We start from the raw sequence: 20355 nt of genomic DNA, 5'->3' as shown, positions 1-20355 counted from the left end.
TGGCAGCATAGTCCGTTTGCAGGGCGGAATCCCGCGCCAACGGTTCGGCCGTTCCCGAAACATCGACACCGGACACCGCCGCCTCGCGCCGACTATCGTGTCGGTCAACCAACATGACCCGAGGTTGTCGATGTCATCCCCCTCCCCCAACCTGAAATCCGAGCTGGCGCTGCTGCTGCTGCTCGCCACCCTGTGGGGCGCGTCCTACAGCCTCATCAAGCTGGGGGTGGCGACCATCCCACCGATCACGCTGATCGCCGCACGCACGGCGATCGCCGGTGTCCTGCTGCTGCTGGTCATCCAGGCGCGCGGCCTGTCGATGCCGCTTGACGCCCGAATCTGGGCGGGGTTCCTGGCGCAGGCCGGTTTGAACAGCGTCTTGCCCTTCACCCTGATCGCGTGGGCGGAGCGAACCGTGGACGCTGGCATGGCGACGATCCTCAACGCGACAACACCGATCTTCACCTTTCTCCTGACGGTGTGCCTGACCCGGCACGAAACCGTGACCGCGCGCAAGGCGGTCGGGGTCGTCGCCGGAATCGTCGGAACCGGCCTCATCATCGGATTGGAGGCGTTCAGCGGCCTTGGCCAGCAATTGGGCGCGCAGTTGGCCCTCGTCGCCGCGACCGTCTGCTACGCCGGAGCCGCCATTTTCGGCAAACGCTTCCATGATCTGGACCCGATGCTTCCGGCGGCGGGGTCGCTGCTGTGCGGAGCGATGATCCTCATTCCGATCAGCCTTGTGATCGATGCGCCGTGGACCTTGACGCCATCGTCACAATCCATCGCCGCCCTGGTCGCCCTGTCGGTCGCGTCGACCGCGCTGGCCTTCACCATCTACTTTCGGCTGGTGAAGACGTTGGGATCGGTCGGCACGACGGCGCAGGCCTATATGCGCGTGCCCATCGGGGTCGCCCTTGGAGTCCTGTTTTTGGGCGAGACCCTGACCGCCAGCGCGTGGGCAGGATTCGCCTGCGTGGTCGTGGGCGTCGCCGCCATGACCATCCCAGCCAAACCCCGCCCGGCACGGGCCTGACCGTCACCCGCCGGTTTTCGCCGGTTTAGCCGGGGCTTGCAGCGAGCGCAGGCGGCCCATCAGCTCCTCCGTCACCCGGCGGGCGTCGTTGGAATCGCGGATGATGCGCGGGGTGATGAAAACGATCAGTTCGGTGCGTTTGCGCGAACGGTCGTTGTAGGAGAACAGCTCTCCCACCACCGGCACGTCGGACAACAGCGGCACGCCGCTGCGTCCGCCCTGGTCATCTTCCGAAATCAGGCCGCCCAACGCCACGGTCTGGCCGTTGCGCACGCTGATGGCGCTTTCGATCCGGCGCTGGGAAATGGTGGGGGTCAGGGTTCCGGTGTCAGCACTGCGCGACACCGCGCTCACCTCCTGCACCACGTCGATGGAAACGGTCCCGTCGGCGTTGACGCGCGGCGTCACCGACAGGATCACGCCGGTGTCGCGGAACTCGATGGCGTTGACCAGCGGCGCGTTCGTCGTGGTGGTGGACACCACCTGTTGGGTGATGACCGGCACCTTGTCGCCGACCTTCAACAGCGCCTGTTGATTGTCCTCAACCACCACCTGCGGCGAGGACACGACCTTGACGTTGGTGATGCTGTCGAGCGCGCTGATGACGACGCGCGGGTCGGTCACGCTGCCCAACACCGCGTTGAATCCGGGCAACAGCGATTGCAAACCGGCCTTGTCGTTGCTGTCAAAGCCCAAGGAGTTGCCCTTGACGTTGGCGAAGCCGTTGCCCTTCAGGAAATACTGAACGCCGTAGCGCAGGGAATCGTTCAGCGTCACCTCGGCGATGGTCGCCTCGATCATCACCTGTTGCGGCACGATGTCGAGCTTGGCGATGGCCGCCTGGATCAGCCGGTATTCCGCCGGGGTGGCGTAGACGACCAGCGAGTTGCTGGTGGTGTGGGCGGCGATGCGCGGTGCGTTGCCAGCGCCGCCACCGGTCGCGCCGAACTCCGACCCGCTGCTGTCGCCCGCGCCGAAGGCGGCGGAATTGCGCGCCGTCCGCGCGCTGGACAGGCCGCCACCGCTGGCCGCACCCGACGACCCGTTGGCCGATCCGCCCACGCTTGCGCCGCTCGACCCGCTGGAAAAGCTGGTGGCCGGGGTCCCCGGCGTGGAGGACGCACCGCCGCTCGCGGCGCCGTTGGCCATGTCCACCGACAGCCGCGCGCCCTGCACATTGGGGGCGAGCGGCGACCCGCTGTCGCCAGCGCCGCCGCCAAACAGGCGCGACAGCACGCGGGCCAGATCGGCGGCCTTGGCGTGCTGCAGCGGGTGGACGTTGATCGTGCGTTCGCCGTCGCCGCCCTGGTCGAGCCGCCGAATCCAGGCCCCCGCCTGCTCCAGCACCGCCGCGCGGCGGGCCACGACCAGAACCGCCCGCATCCGGTCCACCGGCAGAAAACGGACGTTGCTGTCGGCCCCGCCCTTGATCGCGTAGATCATGCTCAGCTCGTCGATCACCTCCGCCGGGGTGGCGCGCGACAGCGGAAAGACGCCAACCGATTGACCGGCAAGGAAATCCTGGTCAAAGCCCTGCGCCGCCTCGATCACCGCGCGGCGTTCTTCGCCGGTCCCGGACACGATCAGCAGATTGCGTTCGGCATCGGCCTGGATCATCCCCTGCACGGGGTAGAGCGGATCCAGAATGGTTTTCAGGCTGGTCGCCTGCCCATGGCGCGGGGCGTAAAGGCTGAAGGCGCTGCCCACCGCCCCGGCGGCGTTGGCGATGTCGGCGTAGCGCGCCGGGCTGCCCGGCTGCCGGACCTCCGACGCGGGCACGACCGAATAGACGCCGTCATGGACCAGCAACGCCGCGCCGTTCATCCGCAGGGCGGTTTCGAACAGGCTGAGCGCCTCGGCCCGCGCCATCGGGCGACCGGCGGCGAGCGTCATCCGCCCCTGGACGCGCGGATCGACGCTGTAGGTCAGCCCCAGCAGATCGCCCAGAATGGTTTTGGCGACGGTGGGGATTCCGGCGTCCTCGAAATTCAATTCGATGGCCCCGCCGGTGGCGAGCGGCCGCACCGGCGCGCCGGTGCCGACCCCCGGTTCCTGCCCGCGAACGATGATGGGCTGGGCCGGGTTCCCGCCGACGGCCGCCGGACGCGCGCCGTTGGCGGCGGTCAGGCTTTGCGGATCGTTTCCCCGCCCCGCCGGGTCGATTCCCAAGCTGGACAGGGTGTCCGACAGGGGCCGGTCGGTGCGGTCCCCCTTGGTCTGACAGGCGCCCAGCGCCAGCACCGCCGCCGAGGCCAGAATCCAGCCTTTCCGCAGCCGCTTTCCCCCGTGTGTTGTCACCAAAATCCCCCTGCGCGCCGGATGCGGGCTTGTCGCCGCTTGTCTCGTTTCCAGGGCAGATTTCCGCGCTCTGCCCCCTCCCGTCCAGTGAATTGTTCGCCCCCCGGCGCGATTGCCGGAAAGCCTTGCCAGCTCTGCGAAATTTCCAGGAAAATCCAGAGAAATTCAGCGCATCCGCTTGCAAAAAATCGATGGCGGAAAATGGCTGTTGTAACGCACAATCACCCCAACAACACCGGCCCGCCGCCGCCTGATTCCAAGGCCACAGCGCGGGATCCGTTCCGGCCCAGAACCCGGACCGTTGAGGGCATCGCCACACCGGACACGCCACATCCGAAACGCCACGCCAGGACACCGTCGTTGATGACAGGCGACCTCACTCCGCCACCCGTTTGGGCCGACCATGCGCGCTGAATCCGATGCGTTGACATCGGGTGCGTTCACCACGGACGCGCCGGGGGCCGGTTCGGGGTCGGAACAGGCCCGCGCCCGCGCGCTGGCCGAACGGCGCAACCTGCCCTTCCTGTCGCTGGAGGAGGTGGAGGGGTTGGCCACCGCTGCCGCTGGGGTGTCGGCCAATTTCCTGCGGCAGGCCCGCGCCTTTCCGTTGTCGGACACCGACGGCGTTCTGCTGGTCGCCATCGCCGATCCCGACAACGCGGAGGCTTTGGAATCCCTGGAGATCGCTTGCGGCCTGCCGGTGCGGGTCGGGGTGGCGGCGGCGGGCGACATCGACGCGGCGATCGACCGGGCCTGCGGTGGTTTGTCGGCGATGGGGCGGATCGTTGCCGATCTGGACGGCGGCGGCCCGGCGGACGACGACCTCGACCAACTGAAGTCGCAGGCCAGCGACGCCCCGGTCGTCCGGCTGGTCAATCACCTGATCGAGGAGGCGGTGCGGCAGGGGGCCAGCGACATCCACATCGAACCCTTCGCCGACAAGATCGCCGTGCGCCTGCGCGTCGATGGCGTGATGCGCGACCAGGAACCGGTTCCCAAGCGGTTGGGCCGGGCGATGGTGTCGCGCATCAAAATTCTGGCCAACCTCAACATCGCCGAACGCCGCCTGCCGCAGGATGGCCGCATCGCCCACCGCGTCAACGGCCGCCCGCTCGACCTGCGCATCTCCACCCTGCCCACCGTCCATGGCGAAAGCGTGGTGACGCGCCTGCTCGATCCCGGTGCCGGGGTGCGCAGCCTGTCGTCCCTTGGCTTCGACGCCGCGCAGGAGGCGGTGTTGCAGCGGCTGGCCCAGGCCCCGAATGGCATGGTTCTGGTGACGGGGCCGACCGGCAGCGGCAAATCGACCACGCTCTACGCCGCGCTCGGCCTGATCGACGCCCGCCAGCGCAAGCTCCTGACCGTGGAGGACCCGGTCGAATACCACATGGAGCGGGTCAATCAGGTGCAGGTCAAACCGGCCATCGGCCTGACCTTCGCCACCGTGCTGCGCGCGCTGGTGCGCCAGGATCCCGACGTCATCATGGTCGGTGAAACGCGCGACCCGGAAACCGCCGACATCGCCGTCCACGCCGCGCTGACCGGCCATCTGGTGCTGTCCACCCTGCACACCAACTCCGCCGCCGGGGCGCTGACCCGCTTGATGGACATGGGGGTGGAACCCTTTCTGCTGACCTCCTCCGTCCGGGCGGTGATCGCGCAACGGCTGGTCCGCCTGCTCTGCCGCGCCTGCCGCAGGGCCGAACCCGCCGACCCGGAAACGCTGCGCCTGCTGGCCGATGCTGGTCTGGTGCCAGTGGCGGGCGAGACGGAAACGAGGGCGGCGGTGACAATCCATCGCCCGGTCGGTTGCCCGGATTGCGGCGGGACCGGCTACGCCGGACGGGTCGGGATTTACGAGATGATGACGATGAACGAGCCGCTGCGCGCGCTGACTCTGCAACGGGCCGGGGCTGACGCCATCCAGGCGGCGGCGGTGGCGGGCGGCATGTCCACCCTGTTCCGCGACGGGCTGGTCAAGGTCCAGCGCGGCTTGACCACGCTGGAGGAGATCCAGCGCGTGTGCGACGTGTGGTGAGGGGGACGACGCGGTGCCGCATTTCACCTACAGCGCCCTGACCCCGGCGGGCGAACTGCGCGAAGGCCGGATGGAGGCGCGCGACGCCCGCGCCGTGCTGCGCCATCTGGAATCGCAAGGGTTGCTGCCGGTGGCGGCCAAGCCGGTGACGGCGGGCGGCTTGGGTGGCGGTCGTTTCCGCCTGTCCCCCGGCGCGGGGGCGGAGGCGCGCGACCTTGCCATCGCCATGCGCGAACTGGTGTTGCTGATCGGGGCCGGGCAGACGGTGGAACAGGCCCTGCGCCTGCTGGCGACGGAGGCCGGGCCGCCCCGCCTGCGCCCGCGTCTGGAACAGGCGTTGGAACGGTTGCGCGGCGGCGGCACGTTGGCGGAGGCGTTGACGGCGGTGGGCGGCTTTCCGCCGCTGGTGCTGGCGATGGTCAAGGCGGGCGAGGCGGGCGGCACGCTGGACGTGTCACTGGCCAATCTGGCCGATCTGCTGGAACGCGCGCTGAAGCTGCGGGAGCAAATCCAATCGGCGCTGATGTACCCCATCGTGCTGATGATCGCGGCGGTGGGGTCGCTGCTGCTGCTGCTGACCCAGGTGGTCCCGCAATTCGCGCCGATGTTGAAACAGGGCGGGCGGTCGCTGCCCGCCTCCACCCAACTGGTGCTGTCCGCGTCCGATGGGCTGATCGCCCATGGCACGGCGCTGATGATCGGCGCGCTGGTGCTGCTGGTCGCCGCCCCGGTGATCCTGCGCCGCCTGCCACCCGGCTGGTGGGAAGGGCCGGTGTTGAAAACCCCGATGGTGGGCGAGCTTGTCGCCATGGCCGCCACCGCGCGCCTGTGCCGGACGCTGGGCACGCTGCTGAAGGGTGGGGTTCCGCTGCCCGCCGCGCTGGGTCTGGCGTCGGAGGTGGCGGGGCTGCGCAGCCTGTCCCGCGCCACGCTGGCGATGCGGGCAGGGGCGGCGGAGGGGCGCGGGCTGGCCGCGTCGCTGCCGCCGGACGCGCCGATGCCGCCGCTGGCGGTTCAGCTTTTGAAGGTGGGCGAGGAAAGCGGACGGATCGAGGAGATCCTGAACCACCTCGCCGGGCTGTTCGACGCCAAGGTCGAGCTGTCGTTGAAACGCGTGCTGGCGGTGTTCGAACCGGCCTGCATCCTGCTGCTGGCCGTGCTGGTCGGCGGCATCGTCGTGTCCATCCTTTCTGCGGTGATGTCGATCAATGAACTCGCATTCTAACCCTCCCTCCCGGCCCCAGCCCGCCGCGCGCGAGGCCGGTTTCACCCTGATCGAGCTGCTGGTCGTGCTGGTCATCCTCGGTCTGCTGGCCGGTCTGGTCGGGCCGCAGGTGTTGAGCTATGTCGGCGGGTCGAAAACCAAATCGGCCAAGCTGCAAATCGAACAGCTCGGGGCGGCACTCGACCTCTACCGCCTGGACGTCGGCCGTTACCCGACGACGGCGCAGGGGCTGAAGGCGCTGGTTGAAGCCCCGGCGGGCGTCAATGGCTGGCACGGCCCCTATCTGGCCAAGGGCGGGACGGTTCCCGCCGACCCGTGGAACACCCCCTTCGTCTACCGCGCGCCCGGCCAGGGCCGCCCCTTCGACCTCATCAGCCTGGGCCGCGATGGCCGCGAAGGCGGCACGGGCGAGGATGAAGACATCCGCAACTGACCGCCCGCCCCCTCGCGCGGGGCAGGACGGTTTCACCCTGCTTGAACTGCTGGTCACGCTGACGCTGGCCGGGCTGCTGCTGGCGCTGGTTCCGGCGCTGTCGGGCCAGGGCGGCGACCGGGCGCGGCTGAACGCGGGCGCGCGCAGCGTCGCCGCCGCGTTGGCGCTGGCCCGCAGCGACGCGGTGATGCGCAACGCCGACAGCGCCTTTGTCCTTGACCTTGAACAGCGGCGCTTCGGGGTCGCCGGTTCCACGCTGACCGGATCCGCGCTGGATGGCGCGTTGGATCCGGGGCTTGCGGTGACGATGACCGCCGGGGCGGCGGCGTCCACCGCGCGCGGCCTGATCCGTTTTCACCCGAACGGCGGGTCGGACGGCGGCGACGTGACCTTGCGCAACCCGGCGGGCGCGGTGACGCTGCGCGTCGATTGGCTGACCGGGGCCGTCTCCGTCCGTCCTCACGCCGGGGATGGGCGGCGCGCATGACGAACCGCTCCGCCGGATTCAGCCTGATCGAGGTGCTGGCCGCGCTGGCCCTGCTGGCGCTGGTGCTGGGGGCGGCGTGGCGGGTGATCGACGGCGGATTGACCGCCGCCCGCACCGCCGCCCAGCGCGCCCGCGCCGTGGCCTTGGCCGAATCCACGCTGGCCGGGGCGATGGCCCGCGATCCGGCCCAACCCGGCGACTGGAGCGGCGAGGCGGCCGACGGCCTGCGCTGGAGCCTGGCCGTGCGCGCCCAGCCGCCCGCAGCGCTGCCCTTCACCCCGCCGCGCGGCGTTGCCGCCTTCGCCGTCGTCGTGACGGTGCGCTGGGACGGCGGGCGCAGCCTGACCCTGTCCAGCCTGAAGCTGGGGAAACCGGCATGACGGCGGCAACCCAACACCGGACGGTGGTCAACCGGGAGGCGGCCAACCGGGCGCAGGCGGGCTTCACCCTGATCGAACTGCTCGTCACCATGACGCTGCTCGCCCTGGTGCTGGCGGCGGCGGCGGGGGGCGTGCGCATGACCGGTTGGGCGCACGACCGGGGCACGGCGCTGCTGGCCGAAACCGCGTCCTTCGCGGTGGCGGAGGATGTCCTGCGCCGCCAGATCGGGCGCGGCTTTCCGCTGGCCGTCGGTCTGGCGCGCGAGGCGGCCTATGTCTTCACCGGCGAGAGCGCCACCCTCGCCACCCCGCTGTTCGGCGACCCGGCGCGCGAGGGAGCCGGGCTGCATCTGGCGGTCTTCCGGGTGGAGGAGACGGCGACCGGCGCGCGGCTGCTCTATCAGGAACACCGGCTGCTGACCCGCCCCGCCGTGCAGGCGCTGGACCCGCCGCTGCGCAGCGCCACCCTGCTGGACGGCCCCTATCGGCTGGCCTGGGCCTATCACGACGGCGCGCGCTGGCTGGACCGCTGGACCGCGCGCCAGGATCTGCCGCATCTGGTCCGCCTCAGCGCGCGGGGCCGCGACGGGCGCGCGGTGTGGCCCGACATCGTCATCCGCCCGCACAGCGACGGCGACCGGGGGTGCCTCAGCGCCGCCCCGCTGCTGTGCCGCGACGCGCCGATCCCGCCATGACCCGCCGTCCCCCCTTCCCCCGTCAGGCCGGTTTCGCACTGGTTCTGGTGCTGGGCGTCGTCGCGGTCGCCGCCACGCTCGCCGCCGGGCTGGCCACCACGGCGCGCTATGAGGTGCGGCGCATCGCCAACGTCGGGGCGGGGGCGGAGGCCCGCGCCCTGCTGGACGCCGGGGTGGCGCTGGGCGTGCTGGGCGCGACCGACCCCGACCTCACCCACCGCATCGCCACCGACGGCACGCCGCGCGCCCTGCCCTTTGGCGGCGGGCGGCTGGAACTGCGAGTGTTCGAGGAGGCCGGGCGCGTCGACCTGAACCGCGCGCCCGCCGCCCTGCTGGCCGCGCTGTTCGGCGTCATCGGTGTCGCCAACCCGGCGGAGCTGGCGCAAGCGGTGGTGCAGTGGCGCGGCGACGACGACACCGATGGCGCCTCTGCTCTGTCCCCCAACCCCGACGGCCTGCCCCGCCGCAGCTTCCTGTCGGTGGAGGAGTTGGCGAGCGTCCCCGGCGCGCCCCCCGACCTGCCCCGGCGGCTGGGGGAGGCGCTGACGGTGGACGGCTCCATCCTGGGCACGGTTCCGTCGGTCGCCGGGCCGCTGGTGCGCGCCGCCCTGCCGGAACGCCGACCCGCCCAAGCCGCGCTCGATCAACCCGACCCGACGGTCCCGTCGGTGGGCCGTGTGGTGTCGGTGCGGGTGCGGGCGACCGGGGCGGCGGGCGGCGTGGCGACGGCAGAGGCCACCGTCTTGCTGCTGGACCCGCCCGATCCGGTTCCGTACCGTGTTTTGGAATGGCGCGAGCCAGTTCCGTTTTCCCTGGGATCCGCGCCGTGATTGCACCGTCATGACCACACCACCATGACCACACCGCATGCCCCCGACGCCCGTCGGCCCTTTTTCCGCCCCTGCGCGGATTGGTTGATGGCGGAACTGGCCCTGTGGCTGCCGCCCTCCTGGCGGACGGACGCCGCGCCCGCCCTGCTGGCCGTGCGCGAGGAGGGCCGCATGCGGTTGCGCCGCCGCGACGGCGGCGGGTTGGACAAGCCGCCGCGCCGGGGCAGCCGTGTGGTGGTGCGCCCGGGCGTGAAGGCGCTGGTCCGCCGCCTGTCCCTGCCGGTCGCCGCCGCCGCGCATCTGCGCCCCATCGTCGCCAACCAGATCGACCACCGCACGCCCTGGCCCGCCGATCAGGTGTGGTTCGACGCGGCAATCCTTGGCCCGAGCGAAGATGACCGGCTGATCGACGTGCGCGTCACCGTCGTGCCGCGCGCCGCCGTGGAATCGGCGCTCGACGCCGTGCGCGCCCTGAACCTGACCCCATCGGCGTTGGAGGTGGAGGACGGCGAGGGCGGGTGGACCCGGTTGCCGCTGGACGCCGACGATCCTCCCTCCTCCGCTCGGCAGGCGGCGCGGTGGCTGCCGCTGCTCGTGCCGTTGGCGCTGGCCAGCGCGCTGCTCGCCCCGCCGCTGTGGGAGCGCGCCGCCCTGACCGACGCGTTGGCGGAGAACGGGCGCGCCGCCGCCGAGGTCCGCCGCCTCGCCACCGCGCTGGAGGACCGCAAGACCGCCAGCGATTACGCCGACCGCCGCAAGGCCGAAACCGCCAGCGCCACCGTGGTGCTGGAGGTGTTGAGCCGTCTGCTGCCCGACGACGTGTGGCTGAACGAATTTCACCTCGACAACGGCGTCGCCCTGTTGATCGGGCAGGCGGGGGACGCCAACCGGCTGCCCGCGCTGCTCTCCGCCTCCCCCCATTTCGCCGACGTGCAGTTCCGCTCCGCCGTGGTGCGCGAGGCCGCCGGGGGCGACCGGTTCCAACTGTCCGCCCGCGTGGTTCCGAATGACGCTCCGTAATGGCACCTTTCCAACGCCGGGCAGCCCGGCTTCGCGTCTGGCCGCCGGGGTGTTGGTGGCGGTGGCCGCCGTCGCGCTGCTGCTGCCCTTGCTGGCGCTGCGCGCCGATCTGCTGGCGGAGGTCGAACGGGCGCAGCAACAGGTGGAGCATCAGCAACGCCTGCTCGACCGCCGCCCGGCGCTGGAACGCCAGCGGGAAGCGTTGAAGGCCGCCGGATCGCCCGATTTCCTGCAAGGGGCCACCCCGGCGCTGGCCGGGGCCGATCTGCAGGCGCGGATGACCGATCTGGCCACCGCGCGCGGCGCGCGGGTGCAAAGCACGCAGGTGATGGACGCGCAAGGGGTGGACGGGCGCGACGACGACGCCGGGTTCCGCCGCATCGCCGTGCAGATGCGCGTGGCCGCCGACCCGCGCGCCCTGCGCGATCTGCTGCACGCGGTGGAAAGCGGGCGGCCCCGGTTGCTGGTGGATGGGTTGGCGGTGCGGTCGCTGGCCTTCGGCACCGATCAGATGGACGTCACCTTCACCGTCATCGGCTTTCTGGAAAGCGCGCCATGAAACGCCCCATGATCAGCCGCGTCCTTGCCCGTGTTGCCGCGTCGGCGCTGCTGGGCCTGCCCCTGTGCACCCCGGCCACCGCCTTTGAGCTGCCGCCACGCGACACGTTCGACGCGATGGTGCAGCGGCCGCTGTTCTTTCCCAGCCGCCGCGCCGCCCCCGCCATGGTTGAGAGTGCGCCAACCGCCGCCCCTGCCCTTGCGCCGGTTCCAGCAGAGGGGACGCGCGTGATCGGGGTCGCGGTGGACCGCCAAGGCCGCGCCATCGCCGTGCTGCGCGCGGCGGCGGGCAGCGAACGCCGCGTGTCTGTTGGCGATAGGGTGCAGGGCTGGACCATCGATGGCATCGGACGCAGCGGCCTGACCCTGAGCGTGAATGACCAGCGCGCCACAGTTCCGGTGCTGGGCCTGGTTCCCCCCATCCCGGACAAGCCGGTCAATTGACGCGCGGCGGACCTGTTCAACGCGGGGATGGACGGGATCGGTCCGCCGGTGCCAGAGTTGCCGCCGCGTTGCAGCAAGACCGGCGGGACGATGGATCTGTCATGGCTTGACGATTTTCTGGCGGTGATCGACGGCGGCGGCCTGCCGCGCGCAGCGGACGCCCGGCACCTGACGCCCGACGCGCTGGCCCGACGCCTGCGCGCGTTGGAGGATTGGGTCGGCGCGCCGCTGTTCGAGCGGGAGGACGGCACGTTCACCCTGACCGACGCCGGACGCCGATTCCGTCCGGTGGCCGAAGAAGTCTTGCGCCGCCTGCTGCAAGGGCGGGAGGAGACGCGCGCCGTCGCCCAGGCCGATGCCACCGCCCTGCGTTTCGCCACTACCCCGGCTTTGGCGCTCACCGTCTTTCCGTCCTGGCTGCGCGGGTTGGAGCAGAAGGGGCGGCTTGGCTCCGTTTCGCTGACCTCCGACGGGTTGGAGGCCGGTGAACAGGCGCTGTTGAGCGGGCGGGTGCAGTTCCTGCTGTGCCACGCCCACCCCGCAACGCCGCGCCCACGCCAGAGCGGCGACGCGCTGCAATCCATTCTGGTGGGGACCGACCGCCTGCTGCCGGTCTGCGCGCCCGATGCCGAGGGGCAACCCCGCCACCCCTTGCCTGGCCGCCCCGAGTCGCCCCTTCCCGCCCTGTCCTACAGCCGCGAGTCGGGTCTGGGGCGGATTTTGGAGGCGGTCCGCAACGCCGCCCCGCCGCCGGACTCCGGGTCAACCCCAATCACGCCCCTGTGGCTCAACACCGTGTTCACCGCCCCGACCACCCCGATTTTGCGGACCCTGGCCCGCGACGGGCGCGGGGTTGCCTGGTTGCCGGAAAGCCTGATCGCCGAGGATCTGGCGCGAGGACGTCTGGTGGCGGCGGGCGAGAGCGCGTGGGCCGTCCCACTGCAAATCCGTCTGGTGCGCCACCGCGCCCGGCAAAGCAAAGCAATGGAAGGCTTTTGGTCGCTGGCGGTCGAAGCGGCCTTGTGGCGAGCGGACGCACGGGCGCCCGAACCAATCCTGAACGGGGTTGAAATATTCACGGAAAAGGACATGTAATTTCTTGTCCATTGCGCGATTTGTTCATTGACAAGAGACTGCACGGGCGTTCCGGGAGTCGATTTCAGTGGCTATTCCCCTCGGCTTGAGGCAAAATTTGCCTATCAAGGGTTCACAAGGTCGCCACAGCAGCGGCCAGAGGAGTCGATCATGGGCGTCAGCAGCATCGGCGGGTATGGCAGCTACCAGCCTTACACCACCCCGTTGAGCAGCGGGCCGACCGCCGCGCAACGGTCCACCGCACCGGCGGAAACCGCGCAGGAAGACGAGACCGAGCGCACCCGCCGACAGCAGGAAGCGCAGAACACCACGCAAAGCACGTCGGGCGGCAACACCACGCCGACGCGTGGGCAAAATCTGAACATCTCGGTGTGACCGAACCGGCTGGACGCCCGGCGGGCATGCGCGCCCGCCATCGTCCGGTCCGCATCGGAGCCTTGCCACGGCGTTCCGTGGTCACGCAACACAGCCAGACGGGGAGGCAACCATGGGCATCGGTTCCGTTTCCGCCGCTGTGGTGACTCGCCCAACGGCGTTCACCACACCCCAAGGCGTTGCCAACAGCCAAACAACCGACGAGACCACCTCGTCCAGCGTTGCGCCCTCCGAATCCACATCGGACAAGAAAGCCTCGACCGGCGTCGGTGGCTACATCAGCCCGTTCCTGCGCTACGATCAAAGCGCCCGCGTGGCGGTGCTGCTGTTCCGCGACGTTGACACCGGCGCAACGCAGGATCAAATCCCCTCTCAGCGCGTGGTGGAGGAATACCGCCGCACCGCCAGCCGTTTGACCTCCACCGACAGCGTCGCGCAAACCGGTAGCCCATCAACCAGCCAAACCGGCAGCGCTGACACCCCGAGCGTGTCGGGGGCCGGGACCAGCGGCAGGGCGTCGACCACCGACAGCGGCGGGTTGACCGGCTTCGCAAGCAGCGGCGCAACAGGCAGCAGTGGCGTGTTCAGCGCGACCAGCGGCACGACCACCGCCCCGGCGTCCGGTTTCAGCTCAACCGGCAACAGCGCTTTGCCATCCTTCGCAGCGGCGTCCGGTGGTGGTGGTTCGAGCGGGAGGGTGTCGGTCACGGTCTGACCGATTTTGCACCCCCATTCCGCTTCCATTCCACATCAATGGCCGTTCACCGGCCTGTATCAACCTTGTTTGCGGTGCTTGACTGGGCTTGAGCGGTTTCATGGGCGATGACGTCCAGAATCCGGCGCAGCGCATCGCCCGACAACGGCGATTCCAGACTGAGACCATCGGCGAATTTGCGCAACGCGCCGATGGCGCGGCGCTTGCCGACATGCTCCTCATCCTCCGGCAGGCAAGGGCGGACCACCGGCCCCTTGTAGAAGCTGCCGCGAAACGCCCACTGCCGCCGTCCATCGGCTTTCCACTCCGACCCGTCGGACAGGACCATGCAACGCTTGTCGTGGGTGTAACGCTCCACCACCGCGATGCTCTGCGGCCCGGACTGGCTGGTGTGGATGGTGACGCGGTCGCCAACCTGGAAGCTGGCGGCGGTGATGGTGCTCTCGGTCAAAAGCGGCTCCCTGCCTGGAAAAGTCTGTGCCTGAAAAAATCTGTGCCTGAAAAAATCTGTTCCAACAACACTCACGCCGACCGTGGCAACGGTTGGCCGGGGCGCAGCCCGCCCCCCTCGATCACCTCGTCCAGACCCATCACCGGCAGGGCGCGCTGCGTTTCCACCGCCGCCATCAACCGCCCCTTGGCCGCATCGCGGCTGTCCGCCTTGGCCCGCCCCGGACGAAACCCGTTGAGCGCGGCCAAAAAGCTCGATCCGACCGACCGCTTGGCCGGGCGTGGCGCGGCTCCATCGGGTCGGCTGGCCGACAGACCGGGGGCGGGCGACAATGCGCCCGGCGCCTCCACCGTCACCGCCTCACGCGCCGCCTCGCCACGACCGGCCAGCGCGTGGGCCTCCGCCGTTGCGCGGGCGACGATGCGGGCGCGGGTGGCCCCATCCAACCGATGGAAGACGCGGGCCGCTTCGGCCAGATCGGCATGATTGCCGCTGTCACCGGCCCGGCGCAAGGCGTCGTTCAGCAGCAGGAAATCGATCTTGCCCGGCTCCCGCTCCTGCTCCACCGCGCGGGCCAACACGCCGATGGCGTCCAAAGTCGCGCTGTCCAGGGAACGGTCGGCCATCACCGGGCTTGAATCGGATTGGGGGAAGGAGCGCGCACTATCCGCGAGCGCCGCCACCGGTTCAACCCCGCAGTGTGCAACGGCATCGCATAACCGTTATGCCGGATCACCCGCGACGGAGCGGGACGCCGCCACCGTCTTATGTCGACCGACCAAAGCGATGCGCTCGTCCGCAACGCACCAGCACAGCGCCGCCCAAGCGCCGCCAACCAGCCAGCCCGCCAGCACATCGGTCGGCCAATGCACACCCAGATAGACCCGGCTCACCCCGATGGTCAGGCTCAGCCCCAGCACCACCGCCATCACATAGACCCGCAAGCGGCGGTCGGCGACCTCGTGGGCCAGCAGCGCCCCCACCGCCAGGCCGACCACCATCGACAGCATGGCGTGGCCGCTGGGAAAGCTGGCGCTCAACACCGCGTCGCCATGGGGAACCAGATCGGGCCGCGCCCGCCCGATCAACGCCTTCAGTGTGGAGCTGACCGCCGTGCCGCCGCCCACCGCCAGCAACAGGGACAGCGCCGCCATCCAGCGCCGCATCACCAGCAGCGCGCCAAAGGCCAACAGGGTGATGAGACCCAGCACCGTCACGCTGCCCAGCGCGGTCAGATCCCGCGCCATCCGCGCCAGCCACCAGGGGCCGCCGGGCTGGTCGGGATCGAGCGGGTCGCGCAGCGCCAGCAGGACCGCGCGGTCGAAACCCGCCGCCGCCCCGGTCAGCACCAGGGCCATCACGCCGAGGAACGCCAGGGAAAACCCGGCGGCCACCGCCGCAACCACCAACAACCGACCCGTTCCAAACCGCACAGCGCTCTCCCGCGTCTCCGTCAAGCGGCGGACAGAAGCCGGATCGGCGCTCCCTGCTGCCACGCCAGGATGTCGTCCAGGGCGTCGCGATAGAACACCGCGTAATTCTGCCGCGTCACATAGCCCAGATGGGGAGTCAGCACCGTGTTGGGAAGATCCCGCCACGGGCTGTCGGCGGGCAAGGGTTCGACCGGGAACACATCAATGCCCGCACCGCCGATTCGCCGGTCGCGCAGCGCGGCCATCAACGCCGCCTCGTCCACCAGCCCGGCGCGCGAGGTGTTGATGAGCAACGCCGTCGGCTTCATCCGCGCGATGGAGTCCGCATCGACCACCCCGCGCGACCGATCGCTCAACACCAGATGCACGCTGACCACGTCGGCGCTGGCGAACAGCTCCGCCTTGTCCAGCCGGGTCACGCCCGCCGCCGCCGCCCGTTCGTCGGTCAGATTGGGACTCCAGGCCGCGACCTCCATGCCAAAGGCCTGGCCGACCTTCGCCACCTGCGTGCCCAGCTTGCCCAGGCCGACCAGACCCAGCCGCCGCCCGGCCAACCCGTCGGTGATGCCGGTTTGCCAACGCCCGGCGCGCAGGGCCTGCTCCTCCACCGTGATCCGCTTGGCCAGCGCCAGGATCAGGCCCCAGGTCAGTTCCGCCGTGGGGGTGCCGACCATGGCGGTCCCGCTGACCGGGATGCCACGCGCCGCGCACGCCTTCAAATCGATGGCGTTGTTGCGCGCCCCGGTCGTCACCAGCAGCTTGAGCGCGGGCAGCCGCTCGATCAACGCCGCTGGAAAGGGCGTGCGTTCGCGCATGATGACCAGAACATCGAACGGGGCCAGCGCCACCGCCGCCGCGTCGAGATCGGCAAACGGCTGCTCGAACACCGTCAGGCTGGAGCCGTCGGGCAAGCGCGACCAATCGGCGAGATCGCGGGCAACCGATTGATAATCGTCGAGAATGGCAACGGACAACGGCATGGGTCGATCCTTGTTGCAAGACCGTGCGGGGGGACGGGAAAACCGGGGGCCGCCGGACGGCCCCCGGTCCGATCACTTTCCGAAATACGGGGCCAGATTGGCGCGGATGCGCTCCAGCACCGGCGTGACCTCGATCGGCACGTCGAAGGGCTGGCCGGTGATGGCCTCCGCCGCTTCGATATAGACCCGCGCGGCCTGAAGCACGATGTCGTCGGGAATCGTCGGGATGTCCTGGGTGTAGGGATCGCACCGCGCCGTCACCCAGCTGCGCACGAAATCCTTGTCGAAGCTCTCCGGCCGTTCCCCCGCCGCAAAGCGTTCGGGGTAGCTGCGGGCGAACCAGTAGCGCGAGCTGTCCGGCGTGTGGATTTCGTCGGCCAACAGGATGTTGCCCGCCTCGTCAAAGCCGAACTCGTATTTGGTGTCCACCAGGATCAGGCCGCGTTCGGCGGCGATGGAACGGCCACGCGCGAACAGGGCCAGCGCCTTGTCCGACACCTCGTCCCACTGGGCGCGGGTCAACAGATTTTGGCCGACGATCTCCGCCGCCGTCAGCTCCTCGTCGTGGCCGGCGTCGAAGGCCTTGGTCGTCGGCGTGATGATCGGAGTCGGCAGGCGCTGGTTCTCGCGCATCCCGTCCGGGAAGCGGTGGCCGTACATTTCGCGACGGCCCTTCTTGTACATCGACCAGATGGAGGTTCCGGTTGTGCCCGCCATGTAATCCCGCACAACGATTTCCACCGGCATGATGGTCAGACGCTTGGCCACCACCACGTTGGGATCGGGGTATTCCAACACATGGTTGGCGCAGATGTCCTTGGTCGCTTCGAACCAGAAACGGGCGGTCTGGGTCAACACCTGCCCTTTGAAGGGCAGCGCCGTCAGGATGCGATCGAAGGCCGAGAGACGATCCGTGGTGATCAGAATCCGTCGCCCGTCGGAAAGATCGTAGTTTTCCCGCACCTTCCCACGGTAATGATTGGGAAGCTCCGGGATGAAGGCGTCGCCGAGGACGTTGGTCAGGTGCGGGGCGAGCAGAGCGGTGTCAACCATGTGTTCCGAATCCGGCAAGACAAGAGGGCGGCATACTACCCCAATCCGGTCTCAGAGCCATGGCGGTAATTTCCAAGGGAGGATCGCTTCGTATGCATGACGATGGGTATGGCTTACCGGCGGGCGTCATCCGGGTGTGGTTCGCCGATCTTCGGGGTTTGGGCGCGCGGCTGGCCGATCTGCGCGCGCTGCTGAGTCATGACGAGCTGGATCGGGCCGAACGCTTCACGATGGAACGGCTGACCAACCGGTTCATCCTGCGCCGGGGGCTGCTGCGGGTGGTGTTGGGGCGCTGCACCGGGCGGGATCCCGCCGGGTTGCGATTCGAGTATGGCGCGCACGGCAAACCGGCGCTGGCCGGGGGCGGGCCGTCCTTCAATCTGGCTGACAGCGAGGATTCGGTGGCCATCGCGCTGGCCGCCGATGGGCGGATCGGGGTGGACATCGAACGGCTGCGCCCGATCGAAAGCGCCGACGGCATCTCCGACCGCTTCTTCCATCCTCTCGAATGCGCGGCGCTGAACGCCCTGCCACCCGACCAGCGCAACGAAGGCTTCCTGTTGGGCTGGACCCGCAAGGAGGCGTTCATCAAGGCCGCTGGGGTCGGCCTGTCAATGCCGCTCGATCAGTTCGCGGTCACGGTGACGCCGGGCGATCCGGTGGCGGTTCTGGCGGTGGACGAGTCGCTGCGGGCCGACGCCGGACCACCGGACGACTGGTCCCTGTTCGACCGCCGGGTCCTGCCCGACACCATCGCGGCGGTGGCCGCGCGGGGGACCGGCTGGCGGGTGGACTGCCGACTGGTCGATGACGGGCTGTTCAGCCGGACGCCGCTCACCGACCGGTCGTAACCTCCCACCCGATGCGGGCCGGGCTTTCGCCCAGATCCAGGGAACCGATGATCAGCTCCCCCCGGCCCGACAGGGATACCACCTCGCCCTGAGTCAATTGGCGGGTGTTTCCACCGGCCACCAGCAGGCGGGTGCCGTTGCGGCTCAGATCCTCCACCACCCCGCCGCTCGCCTCCAGCCGGATCGCAACGTGACGGCGGGAGGCGGACGCGTGGTCCAGCACGATGCCGCATTCCGCCGCACGCCCGATCACCACCTCCGTTCCCTGATCGGGCAGAATCACCGTCTTGCCCTGATAGGTCACGGAAATTTTCAGCGACACCCGGGGCAGGCTGCGGATGTCCACCGTCTCCAACTGGCGCGGGGGGGAGGGCAGCAACAGGGACCGCTGTTCGTCCGGAATGGTGGCGATCTTGGCGATCAGCCCGTCGGCCAGCGCGCGGGGGATCCCGGCGGCGCGCAACCGCCGCCCCAACCCTTCACGCACATCCTGGATCGGCACGCCGGGGGCGGCCAATTCGGCGGCGGACTTGATCTGATTGAACTCTTCGGCCACCCGCTGGATCAGGAAGCTGACCTTGCGCCGCCCGAAATCGCTGGTGGCCAAATCCAGCAGGAAGCCCAACCGCCCCGCCGACGCGCCGAACCGGCTGCTCAACCGCAACACGGTGTCCTCAAAGGACAGATCGCTGCCCCCCACCGCCCAGGCGATCTTGCCGCGCTTGGTCAGCGCCTCCGCCATCGCCGGGCCGCCCATGAAACCGTCGAACACGATCATGCCGTCGACAATCGCCTGGAACGCCTTGGTGTCGCTGGCCGAACCGGTGCGGGTCAGCGGATTCAGTCCCTCCAGCCCGCCGCGCAGGCGGTTGAGCAGCGCCGTCTGCACATTCTTGAATCCACCGCCACCCACCGCGTTCGACAGGGCCAGCAGCGCCTCGGTGTTGGGCAGACGGTCGTCCAGGTCGCCGCGCAACGTGGCTTGCAACGCCAACAGGGCCGACGCCAGATCGGGCGCGTAGCCGATCAAGGCGCGGATCGGCTCCCGGCCATCGATGATCTCGGCCAGGAACTCGTCAACCAGCCGGGTGTTCTCGGCGTCGCCCTCCTCGTGCAGGCGCAACACCGCCTGGACCTTCGCCCCCCATTCGCGGTGCTGTTCCAGCATCGACCCGAACGCGTGGGTGATGATCCGATCACGCTCCTCCGCCGGCCGGTCGATGGAGGCAGCAAGCAGGCCACTGATGCCACCCCGCGCCAGGGCCTGATCGTAAGGGGCCAGCACATCGGAGTTCTGCGCCAGATCCTTCAAGGCCGTGAACATACGGATGATCTGGTCGTACCGTTCGCCGGGCTTGATCCCCAGCATCGGGGCCTGAAGCGCCGCCAACCGTGTGACCGACGGGTTGAACAGCAGGGCCTCGCGCTCGAAATAACGCAACGGATAATAGCGGTGCAGTTGTTCGGTGGGGATAACGCCCTGATCGTCCCAATAACCGCGCAGAAGACGCAGCAGGGTCATCCGGCTTTCAAACGAAAAAACCTGAAGAACATCCGTGCAGAGGTTGCAGTCGTCGATGGTCGAGATCGTCGTCAGTTTGCCACCGCCCGAGGAGGACTTTTGGAAGATCGTCTCTTCCTTGCCCGATCCACTGACCTTGACAACGCGAACCACGGGAAATTTGGCCAAGCGCAACAAATAGACCGCGCGCTCCGTCGCGGCCTTTTCGTCGTCGAACACGCCGTCGATGTTCGGCTTTCCGCCCTGCTCGACCACCACCTCAAAGCGCATGCTGCGCCGTTCCGACATCGCCATCCCGCCCCCCGGCCGGTCCGCATCCGGCTACGTTCACGCCTGGGATTTCCGGCGTCTTCCCTTCCCAACAACTTTATGACATGGCAATCGACAGAACAAAACGCCTTCGCGTATGACTCGCATAGAACCTATGGAAAACCCC

At 69.4% G+C, this 20355-nt stretch carries 22 protein-coding genes; 14 read left to right on the top strand and 8 right to left on the bottom strand.

Annotated features, from left to right (window positions below):
- Positions 1 to 130 precede the first annotated feature (130 nt).
- Positions 131 to 1036: a DMT family transporter gene (locus EJ903_RS11665; RefSeq protein ID WP_126615329.1), complete on the top strand. Its 906-nt coding sequence runs from the start codon at positions 131 to 133 to the stop codon at positions 1034 to 1036.
- 3 nt (positions 1037 to 1039) lie between these two features.
- Here EJ903_RS11665 and gspD read toward each other — a convergent pair whose 3' ends face one another.
- Entirely contained in the window at positions 1040 to 3334 is a 2295-nt protein-coding gene (gspD, locus tag EJ903_RS11660) for a type II secretion system secretin GspD (protein ID WP_158627924.1), read from the bottom strand.
- 403 nt (positions 3335 to 3737) lie between these two features.
- Between gspD and EJ903_RS11655 the strand changes: the two genes are divergently transcribed.
- The 12 genes from EJ903_RS11655 to EJ903_RS11605 all read left to right on the top strand — a co-directional run bounded on the left by EJ903_RS11655 (position 3738) and on the right by EJ903_RS11605 (position 12914).
- Positions 3738 to 5372 carry a GspE/PulE family protein gene (locus EJ903_RS11655; RefSeq protein WP_126615324.1) on the top strand — a complete coding sequence of 545 codons (1635 nt, stop codon included), beginning with the start codon at positions 3738 to 3740 and terminating at the stop codon, positions 5370 to 5372.
- Between the two features lie 13 nt (positions 5373 to 5385).
- Complete coding sequence (locus EJ903_RS11650; RefSeq protein ID WP_126615322.1) at positions 5386 to 6597, top strand: type II secretion system F family protein; 1212 nt, start codon at positions 5386 to 5388, stop codon at positions 6595 to 6597.
- Positions 6581 to 7030 carry a type II secretion system major pseudopilin GspG gene (gene gspG, locus EJ903_RS11645; protein WP_126615320.1) on the top strand — a complete coding sequence of 150 codons (450 nt, stop codon included), beginning with the start codon at positions 6581 to 6583 and terminating at the stop codon, positions 7028 to 7030. Before EJ903_RS11650 ends, gspG begins: the two co-directional genes overlap by 17 nt.
- Positions 7011 to 7517 (top strand): GspH/FimT family protein, encoded by a 507-nt coding sequence (locus EJ903_RS11640; protein ID WP_158627927.1) that lies wholly within the window; start codon positions 7011 to 7013, stop codon positions 7515 to 7517. Before gspG ends, EJ903_RS11640 begins: the two co-directional genes overlap by 20 nt.
- Positions 7514 to 7897 (top strand): prepilin-type N-terminal cleavage/methylation domain-containing protein, encoded by a 384-nt coding sequence (locus EJ903_RS26985; RefSeq protein WP_158627923.1) that lies wholly within the window; start codon positions 7514 to 7516, stop codon positions 7895 to 7897. Before EJ903_RS11640 ends, EJ903_RS26985 begins: the two co-directional genes overlap by 4 nt.
- On the top strand, positions 7894 to 8592 hold the full coding sequence (locus tag EJ903_RS26980; protein WP_158627922.1) for a prepilin-type N-terminal cleavage/methylation domain-containing protein: 699 nt from the start codon (positions 7894 to 7896) through the stop codon (positions 8590 to 8592). Before EJ903_RS26985 ends, EJ903_RS26980 begins: the two co-directional genes overlap by 4 nt.
- Positions 8589 to 9422, top strand: a complete 834-nt coding sequence (locus tag EJ903_RS11630; protein WP_126615313.1) for a type II secretion system protein GspK — start codon at positions 8589 to 8591, stop codon at positions 9420 to 9422. The genes EJ903_RS26980 and EJ903_RS11630 overlap by 4 nt, the downstream gene beginning before the upstream one ends.
- A 24-nt stretch (positions 9423 to 9446) precedes the next feature.
- Positions 9447 to 10442 (top strand): PilN domain-containing protein, encoded by a 996-nt coding sequence (locus tag EJ903_RS11625; protein ID WP_126615311.1) that lies wholly within the window; start codon positions 9447 to 9449, stop codon positions 10440 to 10442.
- Positions 10429 to 11001: a type II secretion system protein GspM gene (gspM, locus tag EJ903_RS11620; protein ID WP_126615309.1), complete on the top strand. Its 573-nt coding sequence runs from the start codon at positions 10429 to 10431 to the stop codon at positions 10999 to 11001. Before EJ903_RS11625 ends, gspM begins: the two co-directional genes overlap by 14 nt.
- Positions 10998 to 11444 carry a hypothetical protein gene (locus tag EJ903_RS11615; RefSeq protein ID WP_126615307.1) on the top strand — a complete coding sequence of 149 codons (447 nt, stop codon included), beginning with the start codon at positions 10998 to 11000 and terminating at the stop codon, positions 11442 to 11444. The genes gspM and EJ903_RS11615 overlap by 4 nt, the downstream gene beginning before the upstream one ends.
- Before the next feature lie 90 nt (positions 11445 to 11534).
- The gene (locus EJ903_RS11610) at positions 11535 to 12539 is read left to right on the top strand and encodes a LysR family transcriptional regulator (RefSeq protein WP_126615305.1); all 1005 of its coding nucleotides are present in this window, start codon (positions 11535 to 11537) and stop codon (positions 12537 to 12539) included.
- A 150-nt stretch (positions 12540 to 12689) separates the two neighbouring features.
- On the top strand, positions 12690 to 12914 hold the full coding sequence (locus EJ903_RS11605; RefSeq protein WP_126615303.1) for a hypothetical protein: 225 nt from the start codon (positions 12690 to 12692) through the stop codon (positions 12912 to 12914).
- 372 nt (positions 12915 to 13286) lie between these two features.
- Here the strand turns inward: EJ903_RS11605 and EJ903_RS26975 are convergent, their stop codons facing one another.
- From EJ903_RS26975 to EJ903_RS11575, 6 genes are all read right to left on the bottom strand, one after another.
- Positions 13287 to 13622, bottom strand: a complete 336-nt coding sequence (locus EJ903_RS26975; RefSeq protein ID WP_158627921.1) for a hypothetical protein — start codon at positions 13620 to 13622, stop codon at positions 13287 to 13289.
- Positions 13623 to 13675: 53 nt separating this feature from the next.
- Positions 13676 to 14080 carry a hypothetical protein gene (locus EJ903_RS11595; protein WP_246015480.1) on the bottom strand — a complete coding sequence of 135 codons (405 nt, stop codon included), beginning with the start codon at positions 14078 to 14080 and terminating at the stop codon, positions 13676 to 13678.
- Positions 14081 to 14151: 71 nt separating this feature from the next.
- Positions 14152 to 14706, bottom strand: coding sequence for a hypothetical protein (locus EJ903_RS11590; protein WP_210211431.1), 555 nt, complete (start codon positions 14704 to 14706; stop codon positions 14152 to 14154).
- A 96-nt stretch (positions 14707 to 14802) separates the two neighbouring features.
- Entirely contained in the window at positions 14803 to 15513 is a 711-nt protein-coding gene (locus EJ903_RS11585; protein ID WP_246015478.1) for a phosphatase PAP2 family protein, read from the bottom strand.
- Positions 15514 to 15533: 20 nt separating this feature from the next.
- Complete coding sequence (locus EJ903_RS11580; protein ID WP_210211430.1) at positions 15534 to 16493, bottom strand: D-2-hydroxyacid dehydrogenase family protein; 960 nt, start codon at positions 16491 to 16493, stop codon at positions 15534 to 15536.
- 72 nt (positions 16494 to 16565) lie between these two features.
- Positions 16566 to 17546, bottom strand: a complete 981-nt coding sequence (locus tag EJ903_RS11575; RefSeq protein ID WP_126615299.1) for a phosphoribosylaminoimidazolesuccinocarboxamide synthase — start codon at positions 17544 to 17546, stop codon at positions 16566 to 16568.
- Between the two features lie 92 nt (positions 17547 to 17638).
- Between EJ903_RS11575 and EJ903_RS11570 the strand changes: the two genes are divergently transcribed.
- Positions 17639 to 18397 (top strand): 4'-phosphopantetheinyl transferase family protein, encoded by a 759-nt coding sequence (locus EJ903_RS11570; protein ID WP_246015476.1) that lies wholly within the window; start codon positions 17639 to 17641, stop codon positions 18395 to 18397.
- On the opposite strand, the gene EJ903_RS11565 is transcribed toward EJ903_RS11570, so the two are convergent.
- Positions 18381 to 20213, bottom strand: coding sequence for an FHA domain-containing protein (locus EJ903_RS11565; protein WP_126615295.1), 1833 nt, complete (start codon positions 20211 to 20213; stop codon positions 18381 to 18383). The two genes, EJ903_RS11570 and EJ903_RS11565, sit on opposite strands and share 17 nt — an antisense overlap.
- Between the last annotated feature and the right edge of the window lie 142 nt (positions 20214 to 20355).

This window comes from Azospirillum griseum (assembly GCF_003966125.1).
GTDB classification, from domain to species: domain Bacteria; phylum Pseudomonadota; class Alphaproteobacteria; order Azospirillales; family Azospirillaceae; genus Azospirillum; species Azospirillum griseum.
Note: the sequence above shows the minus strand (reverse complement) of the source record. Positions and strands in the feature narration are given on the sequence as shown.